The organism is Pandoraea sp. 64-18 (assembly GCF_001899225.1).
Taxonomy (GTDB): Bacteria; Pseudomonadota; Gammaproteobacteria; order Burkholderiales; family Burkholderiaceae; genus Pandoraea; species Pandoraea cepalis.
This window is the reverse complement of the sequence record NZ_MKVU01000012.1, coordinates 71,418-98,128: the sequence shown is the minus strand read 5'-3', so window position 1 is coordinate 98,128 and position 26,711 is coordinate 71,418. Positions and strand designations below refer to the sequence as shown.

Sequence of the window (26,711 nt, the reverse complement as noted above, 5' to 3'; positions counted from 1 at the left end):
ACCCGGCAAGGGCGGGCCGAGTCGTTTCGGAATATTGCGAATCCCGGCGCTGGTAACGTCAGGTAATACACCGGTTGCACTTTGCAACGTGTTCGGTGCGGCGATGACTTACTCTGAAACTGCCAATTCCGGCAGTATCCACAGGGAGTCAACACCATGCGCAAACTGAAGATCGCCGCCGCGTCGGCCATCCTCGTCGCCACCTCGATGCTCGGCGTCGCCTATGCCGCCGATGCCGCGGCACCGGCCACGGCACCCCATGCCGCCGCGTACCACATGCGCGGCGAGCGCGGCCCGTGGGGGCTCGGCGACATGCACAAGCTGCACGATCAATTGAAACTCGACGCGCAGCAGGAACAAGCGTGGCAGCAGGCAGTGACCACGTCGAAGCAGAATCACGACGCCATGCGCAAGAATGGCGAACAGTTCCGGCAGATGATGGCGCAGACGAAGGATCAGAAGATCCTCGACCTGGCCGGCATGCGCGCCGCCCGCGAGAAGGCGTTCGACCAGAACCGTCAGCTTCGCAGCCAGACGGAAGATGCCTGGTTGAACGTGTACAACGGTCTGAACAACGACCAGAAGACGCTCGTGAGCACCACGATCAAGGCGCGCTGGGCCAAGATGAAGACCTGGCACGACGAGGCAAGGCAACATCGCGGTCCGATGCACAAGAACGCCCCGGCCCCGCAACCGCCGGCCGGTCAAGCGCAGTAAGTCACATCGGTGCGAGTCCAGCGCCGCCGGGCACGATGGCCCGGCGCGCGCCGGCGCTCAGGTCTCGCTCCACAGGCGTAGCAGGTTGTGATAGCAGCCGACGAGCGAGCGCCGCGCGGTCTCGTCAGCGTCCGACGCGTTGAGACGCTGGATCGCGTTGTCCATGTCGAAGAGCAGCGTGCGCTGCGTGTCGTCCCGCACGAGACTCTGCACCCAGAAGAAGCACCCGACCCGCGTGCCGCGCGTGATAGGGTTCACGCGATGCAGGCTGGTCGCCGGATACAGCACCATGTCGCCTGCGGCCAATTTCACCTCGTGCGCCCCGTACTGATCCTCGATCACCAGTTCTCCGCCGTCGTACGCATCCGGCGACGCGAGAAAGAGCGTGGCGGAGATATCCGTGCGAATGCGCATGCCGCTGCCCGGCTGCAAACGAATCGCCCCGTCCACGTGGTGACCGAAGTGCATGCCTTCGCCGTAGCGGTTGAACATCGGCGCGTACACCTTGTTCGGCAATGCCGCGCTGATAAACAGCGGATGGCGCTCCAGCGCACCGAGAATCACGTCGCCCAGTTCGCGAGCCACGGCTGAGCGCTCGTCGATCTGCTGGTTTTGTTTGACGGGCGCCCCCTGATAGCCCGCCGTGGCCAGGCCGTCGACCCATGCGTCGCCCGCGTTGTCGAGCGCTGCGCGAACCCAGCGCACCTGCTCGGCATTGAGGACATTCGGAATGCGTAGCAACATCGACGTGCGTCTCCGTCAGAACCGGTAAGTGCCCGTGAGCAGCGCCGTGCGCCCGATGCCCGGCGCAGCCCGTCCGCCGTCGGACGGCACCAGCGCGTCGAAGTAGGTCTTGTTGAACACGTTGAGCAGGTTGAGGCGAATGTCGTATTTCGGCTGATGATAAGCGATCGTGGCGTCCCAGCGAGTGTAACCGCCCACGCGAATCAGGTTCGTGTTCGCCGCATAGCGCATTGACATGTACTTCATGCCGCCGCCCACCTCCCAGTGACCGAGCGTATAGGTCGACCAGAGCGTCAGCGAATGTCGCGGCGTGTTGGCCAGCACATTGCCCTGCGTGCCGTCGTTCGCCTGCACCACTTCCGAGTTCAGGAACATATAGCCGCCCATCACCTGCCAGTTCGACGTGATACGGCCTGTGGCGCTCACCTGCGCACCGCGAATGCGCACCTTGCCTGCGTTCGTGTATTCGCCCGACGTGCCGGTCTGCGTGCGCGCATTGTCCTGCGTGACCTGGAACAGTGCGGTGTTGATCGCCAGATTGTCGTCGAACAGATTCCACTTGCTGCCGACTTCGAACGATTCGTTCGTCGCGGGCGGCAGGGCCTGCGTGTTGTTGGTGACGGTGAGCGTTTCAAGCGACGGGTTGAACGACGTGCCATAGGAGAAGTAATACGACTGTGCCTCGCTTGGCTGATAGATCACGCCCGTGCGCACGCTCGTATGGTTGACCGTTTGCGTCGCGTAGCCCGGCGAACTGACGGTGTTCGAAAGCTGCGCCTTGAAGCGATCCCAGCGCAGGCCGCCCACAATCTTCCAGTGGCGGCTCAGCTCAACGGTATCGTTCGCGTAGAACGCGACCGTCTGTGCCGTTCCCTGCGCCAGGTTACCGGCGGTCGTCGTGACATTCGGCAGATTCGCGTAGTACGCCGTACTGCTGGCGGGAATCCAGCCGAGGAAGCCCGTCGACTGTCCAGCGCCGGTGCGCGAATACGCCTGATTTTCATAGGTGTCCTGCCCGAACTCCGCGCCGGCGATCAGGGTGTGCTTGATCGGTCCGGTCGAGAACGTCTTCACGACGTCGGTCTGGTTGAACAGCGACGAGTCGGTGATCTTGCGATCGTGACTCTGCAACTGCACCCAGAGCTGATCGAGCGAATACGACGGAAGTCCCGCCGTCGGACGGGCCGGCAGCGACGTGAATCCCCCGGTGCCGTTGGCGACGCCCACGGCATGCGGCGACGTTTCGATGGCGTCGATGACATAGCGGCTGTATTGCGTCTGGTTCGTGATCTTCAGACTGTCGTCGACCCTGTGCTCGATCTTGGCCGAGAGGCTCATTACGTCCTGCACCGTGCGGTCGGTCGTCAGGCCGTAGAACTGTTGCTTCGAGACCGGCAGCGGACTGCCGTTGTAGCCCACGGTGCCGTAGTCCGCCATATCGCGGTTATGTTGGACGAGCGCGGAAAGCGTGATCTGTGTGGGCGTACCGATGCCAAGCTTGAGCGTGGGCGCAACGCCCCAATCCCGATTGTTCATGACGTCGCGCGTCGTATGAATATTTTGCGCAAAGCCGTTGATCCGGAACGCGGCAGTCTCCGAGAGCGGATGATTGAGGTCGAACGAGGTGCGGTACTGGTCGTTCGTGCCGAGCGTTCCGGAGACTTCGTTCAGCGGCTTGAGATTGGCCTGCTTGCTCACCTGGTTGATGACGCCACCGGTCGAACCCCGGCCGAACAGCATGGACGACGGGCCTTCGAGCACCTCGATGGCCTCGAGATCGAACGTATCGCGATAGTACTGGCCGCGATCGCGGAAGCCGTCGAGATAGATGTCGGTGCGTGCCGCGAAACCGCGCAGATTGATGTTGTTGCCGATCTGCCCGCCCTCCGCACCGCCAAGCGTAATGGCCGGCGAATTGCGCAGCGCATCGGCGAACGACGTGGCGCCCTGCGCCTGCATGACCGCCTTGTCGATCACGGTGACCGATTGCGGGATGTCGCGGATCGCCGTGGGCACCTTGCCGCCGACGGTCGAGATGTCGCGCTGGTAATCATCACGAATCGACGTGCCGGACACTTCGGTCTGCGGCAACGTGGCGGCCTGCGCCGCGCCTTGCGTCGTGGTCTGCGTCGTGCCCGAGGTCGGGGCGTCAAACGTGCTCTGTGCCATGGCGGGCGAGGCGTAAGCGACGGCGAACGGCGTGGCGAAGAGGGCCATCATGGCCACCGTCAGAGGCTTGCGTTGCATCATGATCGATCGGTTTCGAAAGGCGTCGTGGTAGGAATAAGGAGGGAGAACACCGACGGGTCGCGCCGAGCCCCACGCTGACGTCTCATCCGCGGTCGATGCCCTCGATATGGAGCGCGAATATAAATGAGAATGATTTACATTACAATTGCTTTACGACGACTGACGTAAATCTCCGACAGTCGTCTCGCGTCCGGCAGCACCTTGGCAGCACGACCGAACGCCCGATCGATCGCGGCGTGTGACCGCAGGGGCGGCGCGACGCCCGCAATGACATGTGAATTCCTCGGGTATTGCCGAAGAAATCGAGACTCGTGTTTATACTTTGGGCTGCAGTACTGAAAGCATTCGGCCGGAGCCCCCCCGGAACGGCCTTGACGTTTCGCCAGATTGCCGATGCGCCGGTCCCGATGGCAGCCCATGCCGCGCGCCGGATCCGTCGGTCGGGCTCGACGACATCTTGAATTCGCCGCACCGGTGCCACTCCCCTGGGGTGTGCGCCGGTGTTGCCTATTTGCCGTCCAGGGACAATGCAAGCCACCAGATCGCTCTACCTGCTGGGACCGATGCGGGTCGAACAAGGCAAACAAGCCTGCGCCGTGAAATACACGAAAGCGCGGGGCCTGTTGGCCTACCTCGCCCTGCAACCGGGCTTCCATACGCGCGGTGCACTCGCCGACCTGTTCTGGCCCGATGAAGATGGCCAGGGGGGCCGCGACAAGCTCAAGCGCATGCTCTTCCATCTGCGCGACACCCTCGGCGACGAACTCTTCGAATCCGACCGCCAGGTTGTGCGTCTGCGCCCCGAGACCGGCCTCTGGATCGACGCGCATGTCTTCGCGAGCATGATCGAGCAGGCGAATCGCACGCTCGACGCCGTGACGGGCCTGGATCTGGCCGCACATCTACAACATCTCGCCGACGCCGTCGCGCTCTACCAAGGCCCCTTCCTGCACGGACTGTCGGTACGCGACACCCCCGATCTCGAACAGTGGATCGAGCTCCAACGCGACGAATATCAGCGCCGCCGTGTCTTTGGCGAGCGGCTGCTCGCCGACGGTTACGCCCGTCTGGGCGATCTCGATCAGGCACTCGCGCACGCACGCCAGCTCGTCGCGCTCGCCCCGTTCGACGAATCGGGCTGGCACTGCCTGCTCGCGCTGCTACTGCGTGCCGGACGCCGCGACGAAGCCGAGACCGAATACCGCCGTCTGCGCGACATCCTCGACGAAGAACTCGGTGAGCTGCCCGGCGAGGCGCTCACCCAGCTGCTGGAGACGCCGCCCGCGCGCATGGAACAGCGCGCGACGGGCCCGGAGCGCCGCCAACTGACGGTCGTGGCCATCGAACTCGCGCCGAACGGCATCGACGATCCTGACCAGCTCGTGGGCACGATGCGCCCGCCGCTCGTGCAGTGCGAGACGATCCTGCGCCAGTCGTGGGGCTACACGGTGCGCACGCCGACAGGCGGCCTGCTCGGCTATTTCGGCTATCCCACCGCCCTCGAAGGCGCCGGACGGCATGCCGTCGAAGCCGCCATGCGCTGCGTGCAGGCAAGCTCCGCGCGCGTCGGCATCGGTGTGGGCATTCACACCGGGCTGGTCATCAGCTCGGTGGCGGACGACAGTCCCGACACCGGCGGGCGCGTCTCGCGCTCGGCCACGCAGCTTGCCGACATGGCGCTGCCCGGCGAAGTGTTGATCTGCGACGCCACGCAACGTCTCATTGGCGTGGCCATCCCCACCACGTCACACGGCAGCGTGCGCGAGCGCCACGCCCATCGCGAGATTCCCGTGTTTCGCGTCAATCCCGACCCGACGCCGGAACGCCGTTCGCGCCGTCGCGCGGCGATGCTCTTCGGCCGCGATGCCACCCTGGCGGAACTCACCGCCGCGCACACGGCCATGCGCGACGCGAGCGCCGGACACGGCGTGCTGGCACTCGTGATCGGCGAAGCCGGTATCGGCAAATCGGCGCTGGTGCGGCATTTCGTGGAAACGCGCGGCCTGCGCGCGATCGAACTGGCCTGCGCGCCTGACGGCGCCGGCACGCCCTTCCACCCGATCGCGCGCTGGCTGCGCGCGCGATCCGTCGACGACGCTGCGGAACTCCCACAACCCGCCCTGCTGGCTCATCGCCGCCTGTGCGCCCTGTTTGACCGGCATGCCGACGCCAACGTGCCGCACGCGTGGAAACAGGCGGTACTCGACGAGACGCCCGCCCTGCTCTCCGCCCTGTTGCCCGATGGCGGCGTGCTGGTGCTCGACGATGCCCACTGGGCCGACCCATCCACGCTGGAATGGCTCGCGCTCGTGGCGGAAAATCCGCCGCGCGGCCGCCTGTTGATGGTGTGCGCCCGGCCCGAATTCGAGCAACCGTGGCGTCATCACGTGGGCATGCGCCGGATCGACCTGGCACCGCTCGACGCTGGCGCCGCCGCGTCGATCGTGCGCGCGGCGACCCCGCGCGTGGCCCTGCCCGCCGCCCTGCGCGAGCGCATCGTGCATCTGGCCGAGGGCGTGCCGCTGTTCCTGCAAGAGTTGGCGCGGGCCACGGCGGCCCAACATGGCGCCCGCACCGCCGCCGGCGCCATGCCCATGCCCGCGAGCCTTCAGGAACTGATGATGGCGCGTATCGACGCGGCGGGCAGCGCCAAGCCGGTCGCCCACTTCGCCTCGTGTCTCGGCCCGGCATTTCAGGCCGATCTGCTCGCCGCCGCGAGCGGGCGTTCGATGGCGCTCGTCGAGCGAGCGCTCGACACGCTCGCCGCCTGCGCACTGGTGCAGCGACAGGACAATGGCCGCTACGTCTTCCGCCACGCGCTGCTGCACAAGGCCGCTTACGACGCGCAGCCGCAGGAACGCCGTCAGGACGCGCACCGCCGAATCGCGCTCGCCATGCGCGAGCACGCCGCCGCCGCGCAGACCGAACCCGAAGTGCTCGCCTGGCATTTCCGTCAGGCCGACGAACCGGACGCCGCCATCGAGCACTACCGTCTCGCGGGCGAGTATGCGACCGGGCGCCAGGCGTTCCGCGAAGCGTGTGCGCACTACCAGAGCGCGCTCGACGTGCTGCGTCAGACCGGCACCGGTGCTCAGACCGCACAGCGCGAGCTGCAACTGCGCATGGCGCTCGGCGTGCCGCTCGTCTCGCTGCACGGCTATGGCTCAGAGCCGGCGCGCCACAACTTCGAGACGGCCCTCGCGCTCGCGCAGCCAATGGGCGACGACGTCGCGCTGTTCCCGGTCTTCTGGGGACTGTGGCTCGGCTCGAGCTCCTGGAGCGGCTTCGAGCGCAGCATCGAACTCGCACGCAAGCTCATCCTCATCGCGGAACAGGCCGGTGCCGCACCGTTGCTAGCCCATGCTTACTACGCGCTGGGCAACAGCCTGTGCTGCCACGGCGACTTCGGCGGCGCGGTCACGGCGCTGGAAAGCAGCCTGGCCCACTATCGTCCCGAGCACGCCGACACCGGCCTGGGCGAAGACGCGCGCATCACCGCACTCTCGTTCCTCTCGTGGGCGTACTGGTTCGTCGGACGGCACGACGCGTCGCTCGCGGCCAGCGAAGCGGCGCTGGCGATGGGGCGTCAACAAGGCCGCCGCTATTCCTTTTCGTTCGCCCTGGTGTTTGCCGCGATGCTGCGACGCCTGCGTCGCGAGGTCGCCTCCGCCGAAGCGCTGGCGAGCGAGGCCATCGAAGTCGCGTCGGAGACCGGCGTGGCGCTCTGGGCACTCGCCGGACAGACGATTCGCGGCTGGGCGCTCGCCTCACGCGGCGACGTGAGCGGCCTCGAGCGCATTACCGACAGCGTAGGACGCCTAAGCGAAATCATGGGCGGCGTCGAGGGCATCTTCTTCGGGCTGCTCGTGGAAGCGTGTGCCGGCACGGGCGACATTGCGCTCGGACTGCATGCGGCCGAACGCGGCACCCATGTGACCGCGCGCCGCAGCGACGCCCATTGGCAAGCGGAATTCCTGCGCCAGAAGGGGAGTTTTCTGCGCGCAGGTCATCATCCCGACGACGCCGTGCGCCCGTGGCTCGAGCATGCACTGCAGATCGCGCAGGCGCAGGCGTCGCCAATGCTCACCCTGCGCGCATCCGTCAGTCTGTTGCGCCTGGGCGGAGGCAACGCGCCGGGCGATGCCGAGTACGTGGCCGTGCTGCGTGCAGCGCTCGACGCACTGCAAGGCGGCGAGACCCTCGCCGACGTGCAGGAGGCGCGCGCGGTGATCGCCGACGTTTTCGCGCGCAGGCCCGTCCTGCGCACCGCCCGCTACGGTAGCTGATCGGGCACGGGCAAGCGAATAGCGGCTATCAGGCGCGACGTATGTCCGTGCGGGGCCCGGCCGCTATATTGCGGCGACCGGTGCCCCCACGCCCAACCACCGAACCGACATGTCTCTCGACTCCATGCGCGCGCCCGACGGCGCCTCGCCAGACACTCGCCTCACCGCCAGCGGTGCACCGCCCGCTTCGGTGAGTCCCCTGCCTCCCCTCCCGCTCGCGCACCTCGCACCCGCGGCGCCTCACGCGTTGGTATCGCGGGAAGTGGTCGTCTCCGGCTGCGTCAAGCGTCGTTACTCCTTCGATCTCTGCGCGCTGATGCGCCTGCCGACGCAACTGACCGGGCCGCTCGACGTCGTCTGCCTGTCAGGCAGAATGGTGCGCTGCGCGAGCGAATACAAAGGCGTCAGGCTGAGCGCACTGCTCGACATCGCGCAACTGTGCCTGCCGCACGCACGCGACTTCACGCGAGCCTTCGTATTGGCGCAGGGTGCCGACGGCTACACCGTCATGTTCTCGTGGCACGAGCTGTACAACACGCCGGTAGGCATCGGCGCACTCGTGGTCTATGAACGCGACGGACAGCCGCTTGACGATGACGAAGGCGGCATTGGCCTAATCTCGACGAGCGATTTTCGCGTGGCGCTACGCCAGGTACGTGCACTCAAGCGGCTCTCCGTCCATTTGGCCGATTCCCCGCCCCGTTGACGCGCCCCGCGCCGAGCGTGAGCCGCTTACACTGGCGGCACTTTACTCACGGTCACGCGAACGATGACACCCCCTCACCACACACTAGTCGCGACGCACGCGAACGCCGCCGGCCGCTGGCGGATGCCGCCCGAGTGGCATCCGCATGCCGCCTGCTGGATGGCGTGGCCGAGCCACACGGTCATGTCGGGCGCCCGCCGGCATGAGGTCGTCGGCGAGCTGGGACGCATGGCCCACGCGATCGCGCACTTTGAGCCGTTGCATGTGGCGGTCGATCCGCATCATCTCGACGAAGCACGCAGCCTCCTGCCGGCCAGCGCCACACTTCACCCGATGCCCGTCGACGATCACTGGATGCGCGACAACGGCCCGACCTTCGTGCTCGACGACGCCGGGGCACTGCACGCGCTGCGCTGGAACTTCAACGGTTGGGGACAGAAGATCCGGCCGATGCCGGACGCCGATCCGAAGCTCGCGAAACGCGTCTCGCTGGCGCTCGACGTGGCCACGACGTCGATGCCGCTCGTGGCCGAGGGCGGGTCGTGGCATGTGGATGGCGAGGGCACGCTGATCGTGACGCAGACGTCGGTGCTCAATCCGAATCGCAACCCCGGACTGACGCGGCGTGAGGCGGAAGACGTGTTCCGTCATTGGCTGGGCGTGACGCACGTCGTGTGGTTGCCAGGCTCGCGACTCGATACGATCACCGACGGTCACGTCGACGGCATCGCGAGCTTCGTGCGCCCTAGCGTGTTGCTCGCCACCGGGGCCGACGGCAATGACGAATGGGCGCGTGAGGCGAGGGAAAACCTGCGAGCGCTGCGCCTGGCGCGCGATGCCCGCGGGCGGCCCTTCGAGATCGGCCTGCTGCCCTGCATCGACTTCGACGCGCTGCCCGCCGCCGTCGCGGACGATCCCGACTTCGCGCCGGAGTATGTGAATTTCTATTTGCCAAACGGTGGCGTAGTGATGGCGTCATTCGGCGATCCGGCGGCGGACGCGCAGGCGCGCGACATCGTGCAGCAGGCGTTCCCCGACCGACGCATCGCGCAGGTGCCGCTGCGTGGCATTGCGCGGCGCGGAGGCGGGATTCACTGCTGCACGCAACAACAACCGGCGCCGATCTCGCCCTGAGTTGTCGGCGCGCGCAACGCCCCGCGTCCGCCCCGGCCCGCCTTAACTCGACCCCGTACGACGTTTGCGCGCGGGCGCAGTCTTCGTCGCCGCTTCGGCCTTCGTGCCGGGGGTCTTCGGCTTTGCTGACGGCTTCCCGACGGCCTTCGTCGTCGGCTTCTCGGCCGGCTTCACGACAGGCTTCGTCGCGGGCTTCGCTACACGCTTTCCCTCGCCCGCCGGCGCACGCGGCGCGTTCGTCGCGAGTTGCGAGCGCACGCGCTGCTGCATGTCGACGATGTCCGAATCGAGAATGAGACGACCGCGCAGTTTCCCGTTCATCCGCTTGATATAGGTGCGCGCTTCCTGCATGTGAACCTGCATGAGTTCACGCACGCGTTGCGAATCCCCTGCGCGCGCCGCGTCAGTAATCCGACGATGGATATCGACGTTCGCCGTACCGAACTTCTCGTGCTCGCGCCGCGGCGTCTCGTTGCCGAACACAATCAGTTGGCGAATCATCTCGTTGACGAGTTCGCAGGTGAACCGCAGAAAGCTGTTGGGATTGGCCGCCGCGAGAATGTCGTGGAAGTCCATATCGGCCTGACGCTGGCGCAGCAATTCGCGCCGGTCGTGCGACGCTGGACTGCAACACGCCATGTTGTGTTCCAGCGCGTCGAAGTCGGCCTCGGTCAGATGCGGCACCGCACCCGCGGCTAGCTCCGGCTCAAGCAATTGGCGCACCGTGTAAATGTCGTCGATGCTCACTTCCTTGAAGAACAGGTAGTTCTGCATGAGCTGGAAGGTGCGATCGAGCGGCACCTCCACCACCATGCCGCCGCCCGACGGACCGGTGCTCACCTTGATGAGACCCTGCACTTCGAGCGACTTGAGCGCTTCGCGAATGGTGCTCTTCGACACCGCGAACATCTGCTGCAATTCCACTTCGCGCGGCAGACGATCGCCAGGCAGCAGGTTGCCTTCGGTTATCAGGCGCTTGATGGCTTCGGCGACCAGATCGCCACGTTTTTGTTGTTTGATTTCCAACGGCTCTCTCACCGTCTGCGCATCTCGTGCCATAAGGCGCCTCACAAGGGTCCGTTCACGTGGCTTGCCGGCTTGCGAACGTGTTCTACCGGCGGTGCCGGATGAGAATTTTTTCCGATTGACACCCCGAAATATTATACCTACGATCAAATTCATCCTATTTATCATAATAAATATGACGGATAGGGATAAGGCCCCGGACGTTGTCAGCTGTCACACTCAGGTCGCTGCCGCAGATCCATTCTCGGATCGCCGGCCGGTCGGCGTGCGACGCGCTGCACGTTTGCACCCCATGAACGATTGCTCCCTTCCCTGGAGACCCAATTGAATCGTCGTGAACTGTTGAAGCTCGCCGCTGCGGCGTCTCTGCCTGCCTCCTTGATCTCCGCGCGCGATGTGTTCGCGCAAACCACCGGCGCCATCCAGTTGGCGTGTCCGGTACCGATGTCGGGGCCGTTCGCGGCCAACGGCAAGTTTGCCGATCTGGGCATGAAGCTCGTTGTCGAGCAGTACGGCAAGGTCGTTGGCCGACCGCTCGCCTATACCACCCTCGATACCGAAGGCAAGCCCGCCACGGCCATCCGTCGCGTGCAGGAAATCGCGCAGCAGAAGGGCGCGCGCTTCTTCGCGGGCGGCATTCTGTCGTCCGAAGCGCTCGCCATGGGTAAGGAAGTCGAGAAGGCCGGCGGCATATTCATCACCACGGCCGGCGCCGACGAAATTACGGGCAAGGACTGCAACAGCGCCACGTTCCGCTGGTCGGTGCCGACCTTCGGCGCCATCGAGCAAACGGTGCGCCCGCTCATCGAATCGATGCCCAAGGCCAAGCGCTGGTACACGATTACGCCGCAATACGTGTTCGGCGAAGGCTTGCTCACGGCCGCGAAGAACGTCTTCAAGGAAAAAGGCATCGAGCACGTTGGCAACAGCTACCACTCGCTGTCGGAGAAGGAGTTCTCGGGCTATCTCACCAACGCGGTCGCCGCCAAGCCCGACGTGCTGCTGCTCCTGAACTTCGGCTCGCAATCGTCCGACACGCTGCGTCAGGCCGTGAGCTTCGGCATGAAGAACAACTGCACGATCCTGATGGCGTGGGCCTCTGGCCTGGAGCAGTTCGAGACGCTCGGCGCCGATCTGTGCGACGGGGTCTACTTCGGCGCGCAGTACTGGCACGCGGTGGCCTCGCCGCTGAACCTCGATCTCGTCAAGCGCACGCAGGCACGCTTCAAGCAGAACCCGAACTACAGCCTCGCGGGCTCATATATCTGCACGAAGCTCATGCTCGACGGCATGATCAAGGCCGGCAGCGCCGATCCGAAGGCCGTCATCGCCGCGATGGAAGGCATGAAGTACGACGGGCTCACCGGGCCGGAAGAGATCCGCAAGGGTGACCACCAGGTGCTCAAGAACTATTACCTGCTCAAGGGCAAGGCCAAGTCGAAGATGCGCAACGCCGACGATTTCGCCGACATTGTCAGCGCCGGGAAATCGTTCCTGCCGCTCGACAAGACCGAGTGCAAGCTGGCCTGAGCGGCTAGCGCAGCGCGCCGCCGCTGCGCGAACGCTCACGCCGTGTCGCTCGCGGGGACGCCTGGCCGTCCCCGCAAGTGTCGTCTGTGCCGCGCGGCGAAAGCCGGACGGCGCACGGTGCTCCACGTCCACCCAAGCTCTCCGGGACGCGCATGAACGTCTATATTCTGCAGGTCATCAACGGCGTCGGGATCGGCATGCTGTATTTCCTGCTCGCCGTCGGGTTATCCATCATCTTCGGCCTGCTGCGCTTCGTGAACTTCGCGCACGGGGCCTTCTATGTGCTCGGCGCGTATTGCTGCTACCAGGCGATGCAATGGGGCCTGTCGTTCTGGCTCGCGCTGATCGTCTGCCCGATCGTCGTCGGCGCCCTCGCATGGATCGCCGAGAAACTGCTGCTGTCGCGCATCTACGAGAAAGCGCACGAGTTTCACATCCTCGTCACGGTCGGCCTGGCGCTCGTCGTGCAGGAACTGGTCATCATCGTCTGGGGCCCGCTCGGCGATAACGTGGCCGTGCCCGCGGCGCTCGACGGCGTGGTGATGTGGGGCAGCTTCATCTATCCGAAGTACCGGCTCTTCCTCATCGGCTTCACCGTCGTGTTCGCCGCCGTGCTCTGGTGGCTGCTCGAAGGCACGCGCCTGGGCAGTGCGGTGCGCGCGGGCAGCGAGTCGTCCGAGATGGTGTCGCTGCTCGGCATCAACGTGTTCCGGGTGTTCAGCCTTGCGTTCGCGCTCGGCGCGGGCACTGCCGCGCTGGCGGGGGTATTGGCGGCGCCGGTGCGCGGTGTCGACCCGTTCATGGGGATCGAGGCGCTGGGCATCGCCTTCGTGGTGGTCGTCATCGGTGGCATGGGCAGTTTCGCCGGGGCGCTCGTGGGCGGCCTCGTGATCGGTATCGTGCAAAGCCTGATGAGCACGATCTGGCCGGAAGGCGCACGACTGATGATCTATGTGGCGATGGCAGCGGTGCTGCTCATGCGCCCGCACGGCCTGCTCGGGAGGGGATGATGCTGGTACGTTACCGTTTTTGGCTGCTCGCCGCCGCCGTCACGCTGATCCTGCCGGTCACGCTGTCCTCGGGCACGCTCGCGACTGAAGTGCTCATCTACGCCCTGGCCGCGCTCGGTTGCAATCTGCTGCTAGGCTACACCGGTCTGCTCTCGTTCGGACAGGGCATCTTCTTCGGCCTGGGCAGCTACACGCTGGGTATTCTGCTCACGCGTTGGGCGCTGCCCATGCCGCTCGCCGTGGTCGCATCGATCGTGTTGGGCGCTGCGGTCGCGGCCATCGTCGGCAGCTTCGCGATCCGGCAGAAGGGTACCTACTTCGTGATGCTCACGCTGGCGTGCGCGCAGATGTTCTACTTCGTGGCCTACACCGCGACGGACTGGACGGGCGGCGACAACGGGCTGCTCGACATCCCGCGCCAGTCGCTCGCATTGGGCGGCAAGACGCTGATCCCGCTCGAGACGCCCTGGCAGTACTACACCTTCGTCGCCGTCGTCTTCCTGATCGTCTTCGCGGGGCTGTTGCGCGTGGCCGATTCCGTGTTCGGCCGCACGCTCCTCGCCATTCGCGACAACGAGGCCCGCGCGGCCGCCGTCGGCTATCACGTGAAGACCTTCAAACTCGTGGCCTTCGCCATCTCGGGTGCCGTCACGGCCTTGGCCGGAGCGTTGCACGCGCTCATGACGGGCATCGCACCGCTGTCCAACATCGAGTACCACTCGAGCGAAATGATCCTCGTGATGACGGTGATCGGCGGCACGGGCAATCTCTTCGCGTCAGTGCTGGGCGCGGCGTTCTACGTGCTCGCCGCCGATTGGCTCTCCACGCTCTGGCCGCGCTGGCTGCTGTTGCTCGGCCTGCTGCTCATCGCCGTGAGTCTGTTCATGCATCGCGGACTGTGGGGCGTAGGCGAATCGCTGTGGTGTCGCATCACCGGCAAGCGCGGCGGGCCCAACGGCAAACTGGATACGCAGGGAGACCCGACATGAGCGACGCTCTCATCGAAGCCGCCGGCATCGTCAAACGCTACGGCAAGTTCACCGCGCTGCACGGCGTCGATCTGCGAGTGGCCCCGCGCACGGTACACTCGGTCATCGGCCCGAACGGCGCGGGCAAAACCACGCTGTTTCACATGCTCACCGGCACGGTGCCCGTCTCCGGCGGGCGCATCCTGTTCGACGGTCACGACGTGACCACCGAAGCCGATTACCGGCGTGTCCAACGCGGCATTGCGCGTTCGTTCCAGGTGACGGCGCTCTTCCAGAATCTGTCTGTACGCGAAAACCTGCGCCTGGCCGCGCTGGGCGTGACGCCGCGCCGTGCGCTCTCGTGCTGGCGCAAGGCCGACGGCCCGCGCGCCTGCGCGTCCGTCGTTGACGACGTGCTCACGCGGCTCGCGCTCACGCGTCATGCCGGCACCGCGGCGGGTGCGCTCTCGCACGGGCAGCAACGCCGTCTCGAGGTGGGCATGGCGCTCGCGGCGCGTCCCAAGGCGATCTTCCTCGACGAGCCGACGTCGGGCATGGGCATCGACGATCTCGACGACATGAAGCAGCTCATTCGCGGCCTGCGCGACGATCACACCGTCGTGCTCATCGAGCACAACATGAACATCGTGATGGACATCTCCGACACGATCACCGTCATGCAGCAAGGGCGCGTGCTCGTCGAAGGCAAGCCGGATGCCATTCGCGCCGACGACCGCGTGCGCGCCGCCTATCTCGGCAACATGATTACCGGAGGCCGCGCATGATTCTCGACGTCGCAGGCATTCACAGCTATTACGGCAAGAGTCACATTCTGCAAGGCGTCACGCTGAGCGTGAGCGACGGCGAACTCGTCACGCTGCTCGGTCGCAACGGCGCGGGCAAGTCGACCACGCTCAAGACCATCGCGGGCGTTGTACCGCCCAAGGCGGGCAGCATCTCGTTCCTGGGCAAGCCCGTCGCCGGGCAACCGGCGCACCGAATCGCCGCACGCGGCGTGTGCTTCGTGCCCGAGCATCGCGGCATCTTCAAACTGCTCACCGTCGAGGAGAACCTCAAGCTCGGAGCCCGACGCGATTCGCCGTGGCAGCTTGCCGACATCTATCGCATCTTTCCGCGCTTGCAGGAGCGTCGCAAGAACGGTGGCGCGCAACTCTCTGGCGGCGAGCAGCAGATGCTGGCCATCGGACGCGCGCTGATGAATCACCCGCGCCTGCTCATGCTCGACGAGCCGGTCGAAGGACTCGCCCCGGTGATCGTCGAGGAAATCGTGGCGCAGTTGAAGCTCATCAAGCAAGCCGGTGTCGCGATTCTGCTCGTCGAACAGAATCTGGAGGTCTGCACGCAGCTCGCCGACCGGCATTACATCGTCGAGCAAGGCGTGATCGTGTACGGCGCGGACAACGCCGCGTTTCTCGCGGACGAGGTCGTCAAGGACCGTTACCTCGGTGTGGGCGTGGCTTGAGCCGCGCGGCCCCAATTTCCCCCGAAGCGCGCCGCCACGCCCCCATGCGACGGGGCGAGCGCGTCACTCTGCCAACGCAGGCGTCAGCGCGACCGTCGCGGCGTCTGCCCTGAAGGACTGATGAACATGGAACGTCTCGATCAACCGGCAGCCGCAGTACGCGTCGACGGCGCGCGCCTGTGGGACAGCCTCATGCAACTCGCGCAAATCGGCGCGACCGAGAAGGGGGGCGTGTGCCGCCTCGCGCTGACCGATCTCGACCGGCAGGGCCGCGATCGGTTTGTCACGTGGGCCGAAGAGATCGGCTGCACGGTGCGTGTCGACGCGATCGGCAACATTTTTGCGCGGCGCGCCGGCCGCAACGACGCGCTGCCGCCCGTCATGACCGGCAGCCACATCGACACCCAGCCGACCGGTGGCAAGTTCGACGGCAACTACGGCGTACTCGCCGGGCTCGAAGTGCTGCGCACGCTCAACGACAACGGCATCGTGACCGAGGCCCCGCTCGAAGTCGCCGTCTGGACCAACGAGGAGGGGTCGCGTTTCGTGCCCGTGATGATGGGGTCCGGTGTTTACGCAGGCGCCTTCACGCTGGATCACGCGCTCGCGCAGAGAGATCGAGAGGGCGTCAGCGTCGCCGACGCGTTGCGCGCCATCGGCTACGCGGGGTCCGCGCCGGCGGTGGGTCAAGCGGGCGCGGTCGGCGCGTACTTTGAAGCGCACATCGAGCAAGGCCCGGTCCTCGAAGCGCATGGGAAGACGATCGGTGTCGTGCAGGGCGCCCTCGGTCAGCGCTGGTACGACGTAACCGTCACGGGCATGGAGGCCCACGCGGGCCCTACGCCCATGGAGCTACGCCGCGACGCGCTGCTCGCCGCCGCGCAGCTGATCCAGGCGGTCAACCGCATCGCCTGCGAGCACGCGCCCCATGCGCGCGGCACCGTGGGCTGGGTCGACAACTATCCGAATTCGCGCAACGTGATTCCGGGCCGCGTGACGCTCTCCGTCGATCTGCGCGCGGCCGACGACGCCACGCTCGACGCGCTCGACGCCAAGCTGCGCGCCGAGTGCGACGCGTTGCGCACGAACGGCATCGACGTCGCCATCGAGCCGGTCGTGTACTTCCCGCCGCAGCCATTTGCCCCGGCACTGGTCGACGCGATTCGCTCGGGCGCGCAGGCACTCGGGCTGTCGTCGATGGATGCCATCAGCGGTGCGGGGCACGACGCAGTCTATCTGGCGCGCGTCGCGCCGACGGCGATGATCTTCGTGCCGTGCAAGGACGGCATCAGTCACAACGAAATCGAAGATGCCGATCCGGTGCATCTCGAAGCGGGTTGCAACGTGCTGTTGCAAGCGATGTTGCAACGCGCAGGAGGTGCCGCATGAAAGTGATGATCGCGCGGATGAATCACGAGACGAATACATTCTCGCCGGTGCCCACACCGCTCGACGCCTTCGGCCCTCTAGGACCCACGTATGACGAAGCGGCCTATCGCGACAACAAGGGCATGCGTACGGCGATGGCCGCGTTCATCGATCTCGCCGAGGCCGCCGGGGCGCAGATGGTGACCCCCGTCAGCGCTGCCGCCAACCCGAGCGGTCCGGTGGCGGCGAGCGCCTACGACGCCCTGTGCGACCGGATTGTGGCTGCGGCGAGCGGCGTCGATGCGATCCTGCTCGACCTGCATGGGGCGATGGTCGCGGAAAACAGCGACGACGGCGAGGGCGATCTGCTCGAGCGCGTGCGCGCCGCCGCGCCGGATACGCCGATTGCCGTTGCGCTCGACCTGCATGCCAACGTCACGCAAAAGATCGTAGAGAATGCCGATATCGTCGTGGGGTTCAAGACGTATCCGCACATCGACATGTACGAGACAGGCGAGCACGCCGGCCGTCTGCTCTTCGAAAGGCTCGCCGGCAAACGCCGCCCTCGCGTGGTATGGCAACAACCGCCGTTGATGGTGCATACGCTATGCAGCACGAGCCACGGGGGCGCGATGAAGCGCGCGCTCGACGCCGCGCGGCGCGCCGAAGCCGAAGAGGGTATTCCGGCCGTGTCGGTGTTTTCGGGATTTTCGCTCGCGGACATCCCCGCGCCTTGCATCAGTGTGGTCGTGACGGCGGGCGACGGGGAGAGCGGCGTGGCACATGCTCAGGCCGTCGCTGACCGTATCGCCGCGCAGATATGGGAGGCGCGTGACGAGTTCGTCTACCGCAGCGCGCCGCTCGTCGATTCGATTGTCGAAGCGAAGCGTCTGGCCGACGGCGCCGACAAGCCGGTGTTGCTGCTCGATCACAGCGACAACTGCATGTCAGGCGGCACGTGCGACACGATGGACGTGCTCGAAGCGGCGCTCGCGGCCGGGCTCACCGGCATCGGCGTCGGTCCGCTGTGCGATCCGGAAGCGGTCGCGACGTTGATCGCCGCAGGCGAGGGCGCCGAGGTGACGCTGGCCGTCGGCAACAAACGTGCGCTGACGCAATTGGGCATCGTCAAGACACCGCCGGTGCTCACCGGCATCGTGCGCAAGATCGGCGACGGCGAGTATGTCGTGAGCGGTCCGACCTATACGGGGCAACGCTGCTACATGGGCCGCACGGTGCTGTTCGATATCGGGCCGGCGCGCATCGTGGTGACGGAGCGCACGCACGAGCCGTGGGACCACGGCGTGTTCACCTGCGTTGGCCTCGACCCGCGCAACGAGCGCTTCCTGCTGCTCAAGTCCCGCATGTACTGCCGTCCGGTGTTCGTGCCGATCTCCGCCGGGCTGGTCGAATGCGACAGCGACGGCGTGACGAGTTCAAATTACGCGCTGTTCCCGTTCTCGCGCGTGAATCGTCCGGTGTATCCGCTGGATCGGGAGGTGAAGTTCGGCGGATGAGTACACGGTGGCGGGCCTTTACGGCCCGCCACCGCTCAACCTCCCCCACAAGGAATCCCGTCAATCGGGCACTCTTCAGTTCCGGGTGTCGAGCGGGTGATAGCCTCGACTTTGCGCTGCGTGCCTTGCGGGTCGGTGACCCAATCGCGGTAGAACCCGAACGGGCAATCGGCGACGCCGTTCGCGCTTTCGCCGGAATTGATCGTCCCGGTGTATCCGCGGTGAAGCAGCTTATACAGATGGTTTTGCGACTGCATGTTCTTGCGTGCGTCGCGAATCGCGCTCACGGACAGTTCCGCGTATTGCACGCCCATCTCTTCCTCGCCGCATTCACCGAGTGTGCGGCCGTCGAAGCCGACGATCGCCGAGTGGCCGAAGTACGAATACACACCGTCCCAGCCCGTCGCGTTCGCGACAGCCACATACGTGTTGTTCATCCACGCCATCGCCTTCGCCACAAGCACCTGCTGATCCTTGGCCGGATACATATATCCCTGACAACGCACCACCAGCTCCGCGCCGTTCATCGTGCAATCCCGCCAGATCTCCGGATAGTTGCCGTCATCGCAGATGATCAGACTGATCTTCAGCCCCTTCGGTCCCTCCGTCACGTAAGTGCGGTCGCCGGGGTACCAGCCCTCGATCGGTGTCCACGGCATGATCTTGCGATACTTCTGCACGATCTCCCCGCGATTGTCGATCAGCACCAGCGTGTTGTAAGGCACCTTGTTCGGATGATCCTCGTGCCGCTCACCCGTGAGCGAAAACACCCCCCACACATTCGCCTTGCGACATGCCGCCGAGAAAATATCCGTCTCTTCGCCCGGCACCGTCGCTGCGGTGTCGAACATCTCCTGCCGGTCGTACATGATCCCGTGCGTCGAGTACTCGGGAAAGATCACGAGATCCATACCGGGCAACCCCTGCTTCATGCCGACGACCATGTCGGCGATCTTGCGCGCGTTCTCCAATACCTCCGCCTTCGTATGCAAACGCGGCATCTTGTAGTTGACGACCGCAACGCCCACCCCGTCGCGGCTACTCGAAATATCTCCATGTCGCATGAGTCGTTACTCCTTCAAAACTCGCAGTTCCGACGCACGGCCCAGAGGCCCCGGGCCGTAACAAACCCTTCCAAGAGAATCAATGGCTGATCATCCATGGCCGTCCTGCCGGCCGCTTCAGCCCGCCCGTTGCCGTGGACGTCTGCCCACTCGCCCCCGCCAGCGCCACCTTGCCGCCGGCGCAGCAACTGCACCCTGATCGATGACGCGACGACGGCCCGTCGCCCGAATGACGCGGGGCATGTGCCGCCCGCTCGTTCGTGGCGTGCGCCGCACGACTCGCACCTCCCATCAACGCAAGCGATGGCGCCGTCATCACGCGCGTGCCCTCGCCCCCACAATCCGGGCAATGGCACGGCGTGTCGCGATCCGCCATGCGCCGCATGACAGCGAACGGTCCGCACGTCGCACATTCGAAGTCATAAATCGGCATCTCCGCCTCCTGTTGTCCTATGTCGTGAGTGATGCTCGTGACGCACGCCGCGTCAGCCCTTCACCAGATCCGGCGAACACGGCATGTCGACACTGCCCGTCACGTGACGAATCGGTCCGTCGGCATTCGGACGGATGTCGAAGTCGAAGATCTGCGTGGGCAACCACAGCGTCGCACATGCATTCGGAATGTCGACCACGCCACTGATATGCCCCTGCACCGGCGCACAACCGAGCAACGAGTACGCCTGCGCTCCCGAGTAACCGAACTTCTTCAGATACTCGATGGCGTTCAGGCATGCCTGACGATAGGCGACCGTGACATCCAGATAGTGCTGCCCACCCTGCTCGTCGACGGAAATACCCTCGAAGATCAGATAGTCGTTGTACGCCGGCGTAATGGGACTCGGCTGGAACACCGGATTGCGAATGCCGTACTTTTCCATGCCGCCTTTGATCACGTTGACACGCATGTGCACCCACCCCGCCATCTCGATGGCGCCGCAAAACGTGATCTCGCCGTCCCCCTGGCTGAAGTGAAGGTCGCCCACAGACAGCCCTGCGCCATCGACATACACCGGGAAGAAGACCTTCGACCCGCGCGAGAGATCCTTGATGTCGCAGTTCCCACCATGCTCGCGCGGCGGCACCGTGCGCGCGCCTTCGGCGGCCGCCTTGTTGCGCGCGTCGCCCGTCAGCTTGCCCATGTGCGCCGTCGCGGCGAACGGCGGGTTGGCAAGCGGCGGCACGCGGTCCGGCGCCGTCGCGATCAGGCCGACCTCGCGCTCGTTCCATGTCTGAAGCAATGTCGGATCCGGCAGGCAGCCGATCAGTCCCGGGTGAATCAGTCCGGCGAAATTCACGCCCGGAATATGCCGCGAACTCGTGTAAAGCCCGTGGAAATCCCAGATCGACTTCTGCGCATGCGGAAAATGATCGGTCAGAAAGCCACCGCCGTTCGTCTTCGAGAAGAAGCCGTTGAAGCCCCACTGACTGTCCTGCTTCGCACCGATGTCGAGCAGATCGACGACCAGCAAATCGCCGGGCTGCGCACCATGCACGCCCACCGGCCCCGAAAGAAAATGCACGATCGACAGGTCGATATCGCGAACATCGTCGGCGCTGTCATTATTCTTGATGAAGCCACCGGTCCAGTCGTACGTCTCAAGAATGAAGTCGTCGCCGGGATTCACCCAGCACGCCATCGGAATGTCCGGATGCCAACGGTTGTGCACCTGCTCGTTTTCGTACGCGGATTGGTTCAGGTCGACCTTGATGAGAGTTTCGGCCATTGCATTCGCTCCTGGTTTCAAATGCCGGCGCCAGACACCGGCGATCAATGACGCCACGCGGCGTCGGATTACACGGAGAGGTATTCGCGTATGCGCCCGGCATCACCGGCGTCGCGCGTGCTCTGATGAACGAAGCGCCCGCCCTCGATAACGAACAATCGGTCCGCCACGTCCATCGCGAAACTCAGCACCTGCTCGGAAACGACGACGGCGATGTTGCGCGTCGCTCGAATGTGATTGAGCGCCCGGGCAATGTCCTTGATGACGGACGGCTGAATCCCCTCGGTCGGCTCGTCGAGCAGCAGTACCTTGGGATTGGTCGCGAGCGCGCGCGCAATGGCGAGCTGTTGCTGCTGTCCGCCGGAGAGATTGCCGCCCTTGCGGCGGCGCATGTCGAACAGCACGGGAAACAACGCGTAGAGATCGTCGGGAACGGACTGGCTCGCCGCATTCTCGAGCCCGGTCTGGATGTTCTCTTCGACGGTGAGCGATGCAAAGATCTGACGACCCTGCGGAACGTAACCGATTCCCTTGGACACGCGCCGGAAGCTCTCGTCCCTCGATACGTCGACACCGTCCACACGAACGGTGCCGCGATTCGCGGGCAACATACCGATCAACGACTTGAACAACGTTGTTTTTCCCATCCCGTTGCGGCCCATCACCGCAACGCTTTCGCCGCTGGCGACGGAAAAGCCGATGCCGTGCAGCACCTCGCTCTGGCCATAGCTGACGACAAGATCATCGACTTCCAACATGATGTGTCCCCCGATCAGTGTCCGAGATAAACTTCGATCACACGCGGGTCGGATTGCACCTTGGCCATCGGGCCCTCGGCGAGAATCGTTCCCTGGTGCATCACGGTGACCTTGTGCGCGATCCGCTCAACGAAAGCCATGTCGTGCTCGATGACGATCATCGAGCGGTTGCGACAGATTCGATCGAGCAGATCAGCCGTCAGTTCGCGCTCGCGCACGCTCATGCCGGCAATCGGCTCATCCAGCATCAAAAGTTCGGGATCCTGCATAAGAAGCATACCAATTTCCAGCCACTGCTTCTGTCCGTGCGAGAGCAAGCCGGCTTCGAGGTCGAGCGAGGCCGACAGACCGATCTCGTCGGCAACCGATCGGACACGATCCGCAACCTCGCTATCCGTGCGGTAGAAAAGCGCGCCGAACACGCCGCGCCCACGCGGGAACGACACTTCGAGGTTTTGCGCGACGCTCAGGTTTTCGTAGATCGACGGCGTCTGAAACTTGCGGCCTATGCCCCTGTGCACGCGTCTGAACTCGGCCAGTCGCGTGATTTCCTCGTTGCGAAACTTGATGCTGCCCGCCGTCTCCTTCGTCTTGCCGCAGATAAGATCGAGCAGCGTCGTCTTGCCGGCGCCGTTGGGACCGATCACGACGCGCAACTCACCCCGCTCCAGATACAGATTCAGCGAATCGATGGCCTTGAACCCGTCGAACGAAACGCTGAGGTCTTCTATCGCCAGAAGAAAGTCGGTGTTGCTCATACTTTTCGCTCCTTGTCTGTCGCGCTCCCGGCGCCGAGAAAACGGCGAATTCGCGGGCGCACATGCGCCTCGAAAAGCCCCGCCAGACCGTTCGGGAAGGCCATCACCACGCCGATGAACATGGCCGCCATCAGATACAGCCAGAGATTGGGGAAACTCTCGGAGAACCAGCTTTTGCCCAGATTGACGAGAATCGCGCCGTACACCGCGCCGACAAGCGACATACGTCCGCCGACCGCCGCATAGATCACCATCTCGATGGACGGCACGATGCCCACGAACGACGGCGACATGAAACCGACTTGAAGCGTGAACATCGCGCCGCCGATCGCAGCAAGCAACGCGGCGAAGCAGAATGAGAACACCTTGAACATCGAGACGTCATAGCCCGAGAACCGCACGCGGTCTTCCTTGTCTCGCATGGCCAGCAGCAGCGTACCGAGCTTGCCGCGCTGCACCCACCGGCACACCAGCAACGCGACGATCAGCAGCGCCGCGTTGACGAAGTAAAGAACGAGCTTCGCGTGGTCGGTGCGAATGTCCCAGCCGAGCAGCGTGCGCAGATCGGTGATGCCGTTCACCCCGCCGGTATATCCCTGTTGGCCGATGATAAGCACCGACAGAATCAGCGCCACGGCCTGCGTGATGATCGCGAAATACACACCGCCGACCCGCCGTTTGAACATTGCGTAACCGATCACGAAGGCAAGCGCCGTCGGCACGACAAGCACCGCGACAATCGAGAACGGCAGAGAGTGAAACGGCTTCCACATATCGGGCAGCGCGGTAAGCTGATTCCAGTCCATGAAGTCCGGAATGCCCGGGGTGGTCTGTGTACTCGTGGCCGCGGCGCTCGACGATTCGAGCTTGAGAAACATGGCCATCGCATAACCGCCAAGCCCGAAGAAGACGCCCTGCCCGAGGCTTAGCACGCCGCCGTAACCCCATGCGATCACCAGTCCGATGGCGACGAATGCGTACGTCAGGTACTTGCCCATGAGGTTCAGGCGAAACGCGTCGAGCGCGAGCGGAAACACGACGACGATGAGCACGGCCAGAATCACGATGCCCGCGTAGCCTGAAGCGTCGAAGCGCGCCAGCGTTGCGCGCCAGCCGACGCTCGGGACGGGAGCCTCGGAGCGGAGGGAGACGCCGCCCGCCGAGGTTTGGATGGGTTCCATGTACATCTCTCCATACAGAGGAATCGGTCGACGACCGGGACACCGGCGCACCGGTGGATCACGCGCGCCGGACTTTCGAGGCGAACAGGCCCTGCGGGCGCAGCATCAGAATGACCACCACGGTGAGGAGCGTCGCCACGCGGGCAATCGAACCGGAAAGGAAAAACTCGCTGATCGACTGCATCTGTGCAATGCCGAAGGCCGAGGCCACCGTACCGAGCAGGCTCGCCGCGCCGCCGAACGTCACCACCAGGAACGAATCGACGATATAGAGCGAGCCGCTGGTCGGCCCTGTCGACCCGATGGCCGTGAACGCCGCACCGGCGACGCCGGCGATGCCGCAGCCGATTGCGAATGTCATCCGGTCGGTGCGGCGGGTATTGATGCCCGCCGCATTCGCCATCGGCCGGTTGGCGACGGTCGCACGCACACGCAGCCCCCAGCGCGAGCGGTACAGCGCCAACAACAGGCCGCCCGTCATGACGAGCGCAAGCGCCATCACGAACATGCCGCTCACCGGAATGTCGAGACCCGGCGTCGGCTCCCACGACCCCATGAGCCAGTCGGGCAGCACCGGACTGACTTCTTTCGGTCCGAACGTTGAACGGAACACTTGCTGCATACCCAGACTCAGGCCCCAGGTGGCGAGCAACGTGTCGAGCGGACGCCGGTACAGATGTCGGATCAGCGCCCATTCCGCCAGCCATCCCGCCCCAAAGGCGAGCACGAAGGCGGCGACGATGGCGAAGAAGAAATACACCGGCGCGAATATCGGCCAGACGTTCTGGGTGACCCACGAGAACATGTAGACGCTATAGGCGCCGATCGTCATGAATTCGCCGTGCGCCATGTTGATGACGCCCATCTGCCCGAAAATCACGGCCAGTCCGAGCCCCATGAGCAGCAGAACACTGAACAGGCTCAGTCCCGCAAAGCCTTGCATCAGCGTGATATTGAGAATGTCGTTGGCGGACATCTGACGCTCCTCGCGCAACGACCGTCCGGTCGTCGCGCCTGTGCGAGTTGAGGGATTACATGTAGCCCTTCGGGAACGGATCCGGGTGGATCGGCTCCGGCGAACTCGCCACGACCTTGAACTGTCCGTCCGCCTGCCCTTCGCCGATCAGCGATCGGCTCCACAGGTGATGGTTCGGGTCGACCTTCGCGTAGCCCTGGGGTGCGTTGGGCAGTTCAATGCCCGCTGAGGCAGCGACGACCTTGTTCACGTCGAAGCTGCCCGCGCGCTCACACGCGGTCTTCCAGATCCAGGGGCCGAGGTAGGCCGCCTGTGTCACGTCGCCGATCACCGATTTCGCACCGTAGCGCGCCTTGAATGCGGCGACGAACTTTTTGTTGTTGTCGTTATCCAGCGATTGGAAGTACTTCATCGACGAGTAGAAGCCCGCGAAGTTTTCGCCCCCAATGCCCAGCACTTCGTCTTCCGTGACGGAAAGGGTCAGCAGGAATTGCTTCTGGGGTGTGATGCCCGCTGCCCTGAGTTGCTTGTAGAACGCCACGTTCGAGCCGCCCACCACCGTCGCGAAAATGCAGTCAGGACGCGCGAGCTTGATCTTGTTCATCAGCGAATTGAACTCGGTCGTGCCGAGCGGGTAATACTCTTCGCCGACCACCTTCGCGTGCAGATGCTGCTCGATATGACGGCGCGCGATCTTGTTCGACGTGCGCGGCCAGATGTAGTCGGAACCGATCAGGAAGAACGACTTGGCCTTCTTCGTGTTCGACGCCCAGTCGAGCGCCCAGAGAATCTGCTGCGTGGCTTCCTGACCGGTGTAGAAGACGTTCTTCGACTGCTCCAGACCTTCATAGAACGTCGGGTAGTACAGCAAGCCGTTGTCCTTCTCGAACACCGGCAGCACCGCCTTGCGCGAGGCCGACGTCCAGCAACCGAAAACGGCCGCGACGTGGTCGCTCTCGAGCAGCTTCTTGGATTTCTCGGCAAAAGTCGGCCAGTCGGACGCACCGTCTTCCTGAATGATGTTGATCTTACGTCCGAGTACGCCGCCCATCGCATTGATCTGCTCGATGGCAAGACGCTCTGCCTGAATCGAGCCCGTCTCGGAAATGGCCATCGTGCCGGTTGCCGAGTGCAACTGGCCGACCGTGACCGTGGTGTCGGTCACGGCGAGACCGGTGGTGTTCACCTTGGCCGTAGGCGGCACCTGTGCGAACGACGTTCGCGGCAGGCCCAGCGCCATGAGCGGGGCCGCGGCAAGGCCGCCGAGCAGCCGCCTGCGCAGCGGCGAAGCCATGCGCTCGTCATCTTCGAATCGATCGTCTGCGGACATCACGTTCTCCTGATCATAGGCCCTGTGCAAGAAGCGCGGCGGGCGGGTTTCACGGGTTTGAACGCAATGTAGGGAGCCAATTTGACGATCGGAATACGTCGATTGACGTATTCCCCAGGTGGGGCGGTGGAATGTAATTTGCTTTGGGCTTTACATCCAACGCTTTTTGCACCAATCCGGA

The 26,711-nt window shown here is 64.6% G+C and carries 21 protein-coding genes and 1 pseudogene; 11 read left to right on the top strand and 11 right to left on the bottom strand.

What is annotated here, in order from left to right; all coding sequences use genetic code 11:
• The first annotated feature begins 156 nt into the window (after window positions 1-156).
• Entirely contained in the window at window positions 157-717 is a 561-nt protein-coding gene (locus BGP02_RS08935) for a Spy/CpxP family protein refolding chaperone (RefSeq protein WP_286798380.1), read from the top strand.
• 57 nt (window positions 718-774) lie between these two features.
• On the opposite strand, the gene BGP02_RS08930 is transcribed toward BGP02_RS08935, so the two are convergent.
• Both BGP02_RS08930 and BGP02_RS08925 read right to left on the bottom strand, forming a co-directional pair.
• A complete protein-coding gene (locus BGP02_RS08930) occupies window positions 775-1,461 on the bottom strand; it encodes a Fe2+-dependent dioxygenase (RefSeq protein ID WP_017233804.1) in 687 nt (228 codons plus the stop codon).
• Between the two features lie 15 nt (window positions 1,462-1,476).
• Entirely contained in the window at window positions 1,477-3,711 is a 2,235-nt protein-coding gene (locus BGP02_RS08925; protein ID WP_017233805.1) for a TonB-dependent receptor, read from the bottom strand.
• Window positions 3,712-4,238: 527 nt separating this feature from the next.
• On the opposite strand from BGP02_RS08925, the gene BGP02_RS08920 reads away from it, so the two are divergent.
• The 3 genes from BGP02_RS08920 (at window position 4,239) to BGP02_RS08910 (ending at window position 9,837) form a co-directional block, all read left to right on the top strand.
• Window positions 4,239-7,997 carry an AfsR/SARP family transcriptional regulator gene (locus tag BGP02_RS08920; RefSeq protein ID WP_261939419.1) on the top strand — a complete coding sequence of 1,253 codons (3,759 nt, stop codon included), beginning with the start codon at window positions 4,239-4,241 and terminating at the stop codon, window positions 7,995-7,997.
• 109 nt (window positions 7,998-8,106) lie between these two features.
• On the top strand, window positions 8,107-8,703 hold the full coding sequence (locus tag BGP02_RS08915) for a molybdopterin-dependent oxidoreductase (protein WP_157211561.1): 597 nt from the start codon (window positions 8,107-8,109) through the stop codon (window positions 8,701-8,703).
• Window positions 8,704-8,766: 63 nt separating this feature from the next.
• Window positions 8,767-9,837: an agmatine deiminase family protein gene (locus BGP02_RS08910; protein WP_083902411.1), complete on the top strand. Its 1,071-nt coding sequence runs from the start codon at window positions 8,767-8,769 to the stop codon at window positions 9,835-9,837.
• A gap of 216 nt (window positions 9,838-10,053) precedes the next feature.
• Here BGP02_RS08910 and BGP02_RS08905 read toward each other — a convergent pair.
• Window positions 10,054-10,896: pseudogene (locus tag BGP02_RS08905) on the bottom strand (FadR/GntR family transcriptional regulator); the annotation flags it as partial.
• Between the two features lie 291 nt (window positions 10,897-11,187).
• Here BGP02_RS08905 and BGP02_RS08900 point away from each other — a divergent pair.
• The 7 genes from BGP02_RS08900 (at window position 11,188) to BGP02_RS08870 (ending at window position 18,739) form a co-directional block, all read left to right on the top strand.
• Entirely contained in the window at window positions 11,188-12,393 is a 1,206-nt protein-coding gene (locus BGP02_RS08900) for an ABC transporter substrate-binding protein (RefSeq protein WP_017235693.1), read from the top strand.
• Between the two features lie 152 nt (window positions 12,394-12,545).
• The gene (locus BGP02_RS08895; protein ID WP_017235692.1) at window positions 12,546-13,403 is read left to right on the top strand and encodes a branched-chain amino acid ABC transporter permease; all 858 of its coding nucleotides are present in this window, start codon (window positions 12,546-12,548) and stop codon (window positions 13,401-13,403) included.
• The gene (locus BGP02_RS08890) at window positions 13,403-14,392 is read left to right on the top strand and encodes a branched-chain amino acid ABC transporter permease (RefSeq protein WP_150562500.1); all 990 of its coding nucleotides are present in this window, start codon (window positions 13,403-13,405) and stop codon (window positions 14,390-14,392) included. Before BGP02_RS08895 ends, BGP02_RS08890 begins: the two co-directional genes overlap by 1 nt.
• A complete protein-coding gene (locus BGP02_RS08885; RefSeq protein ID WP_150562000.1) occupies window positions 14,389-15,156 on the top strand; it encodes an ABC transporter ATP-binding protein in 768 nt (255 codons plus the stop codon). The genes BGP02_RS08890 and BGP02_RS08885 overlap by 4 nt, the downstream gene beginning before the upstream one ends.
• Window positions 15,153-15,854: an ABC transporter ATP-binding protein gene (locus tag BGP02_RS08880; protein WP_017235689.1), complete on the top strand. Its 702-nt coding sequence runs from the start codon at window positions 15,153-15,155 to the stop codon at window positions 15,852-15,854. The genes BGP02_RS08885 and BGP02_RS08880 overlap by 4 nt, the downstream gene beginning before the upstream one ends.
• A gap of 126 nt (window positions 15,855-15,980) precedes the next feature.
• Window positions 15,981-17,243 (top strand): Zn-dependent hydrolase, encoded by a 1,263-nt coding sequence (locus BGP02_RS08875; protein ID WP_017235688.1) that lies wholly within the window; start codon window positions 15,981-15,983, stop codon window positions 17,241-17,243.
• Complete coding sequence (locus BGP02_RS08870) at window positions 17,240-18,739, top strand: M81 family metallopeptidase (protein ID WP_017235687.1); 1,500 nt, start codon at window positions 17,240-17,242, stop codon at window positions 18,737-18,739. The genes BGP02_RS08875 and BGP02_RS08870 overlap by 4 nt, the downstream gene beginning before the upstream one ends.
• 35 nt (window positions 18,740-18,774) lie before the next feature.
• On the opposite strand, the gene BGP02_RS08865 is transcribed toward BGP02_RS08870, so the two are convergent.
• The 8 genes from BGP02_RS08865 to urtA all read right to left on the bottom strand — a co-directional run bounded on the left by BGP02_RS08865 (window position 18,775) and on the right by urtA (window position 26,530).
• The gene (locus tag BGP02_RS08865) at window positions 18,775-19,803 is read right to left on the bottom strand and encodes an aliphatic amidase (protein ID WP_026132312.1); all 1,029 of its coding nucleotides are present in this window, start codon (window positions 19,801-19,803) and stop codon (window positions 18,775-18,777) included.
• A gap of 79 nt (window positions 19,804-19,882) precedes the next feature.
• Window positions 19,883-20,236 carry an FmdB family zinc ribbon protein gene (locus BGP02_RS08860; RefSeq protein WP_017235685.1) on the bottom strand — a complete coding sequence of 118 codons (354 nt, stop codon included), beginning with the start codon at window positions 20,234-20,236 and terminating at the stop codon, window positions 19,883-19,885.
• Between the two features lie 52 nt (window positions 20,237-20,288).
• Window positions 20,289-21,527 carry a formamidase gene (gene fmdA / locus BGP02_RS08855; protein ID WP_017235684.1) on the bottom strand — a complete coding sequence of 413 codons (1,239 nt, stop codon included), beginning with the start codon at window positions 21,525-21,527 and terminating at the stop codon, window positions 20,289-20,291.
• Window positions 21,528-21,595: 68 nt separating this feature from the next.
• On the bottom strand, window positions 21,596-22,285 hold the full coding sequence (urtE, locus tag BGP02_RS08850) for an urea ABC transporter ATP-binding subunit UrtE (protein ID WP_017235683.1): 690 nt from the start codon (window positions 22,283-22,285) through the stop codon (window positions 21,596-21,598).
• Window positions 22,286-22,299: 14 nt separating this feature from the next.
• Window positions 22,300-23,043 (bottom strand): urea ABC transporter ATP-binding protein UrtD, encoded by a 744-nt coding sequence (urtD, locus tag BGP02_RS08845; protein WP_261939422.1) that lies wholly within the window; start codon window positions 23,041-23,043, stop codon window positions 22,300-22,302.
• Window positions 23,040-24,224 carry an urea ABC transporter permease subunit UrtC gene (urtC, locus tag BGP02_RS08840; protein WP_017235682.1) on the bottom strand — a complete coding sequence of 395 codons (1,185 nt, stop codon included), beginning with the start codon at window positions 24,222-24,224 and terminating at the stop codon, window positions 23,040-23,042. Before urtC ends, urtD begins: the two co-directional genes overlap by 4 nt.
• Before the next feature lie 58 nt (window positions 24,225-24,282).
• On the bottom strand, window positions 24,283-25,200 hold the full coding sequence (gene urtB / locus BGP02_RS08835; protein WP_017235681.1) for an urea ABC transporter permease subunit UrtB: 918 nt from the start codon (window positions 25,198-25,200) through the stop codon (window positions 24,283-24,285).
• 55 nt (window positions 25,201-25,255) lie between these two features.
• On the bottom strand, window positions 25,256-26,530 hold the full coding sequence (urtA, locus tag BGP02_RS08830; protein WP_017235680.1) for an urea ABC transporter substrate-binding protein: 1,275 nt from the start codon (window positions 26,528-26,530) through the stop codon (window positions 25,256-25,258).
• Between the last annotated feature and the right edge of the window lie 181 nt (window positions 26,531-26,711).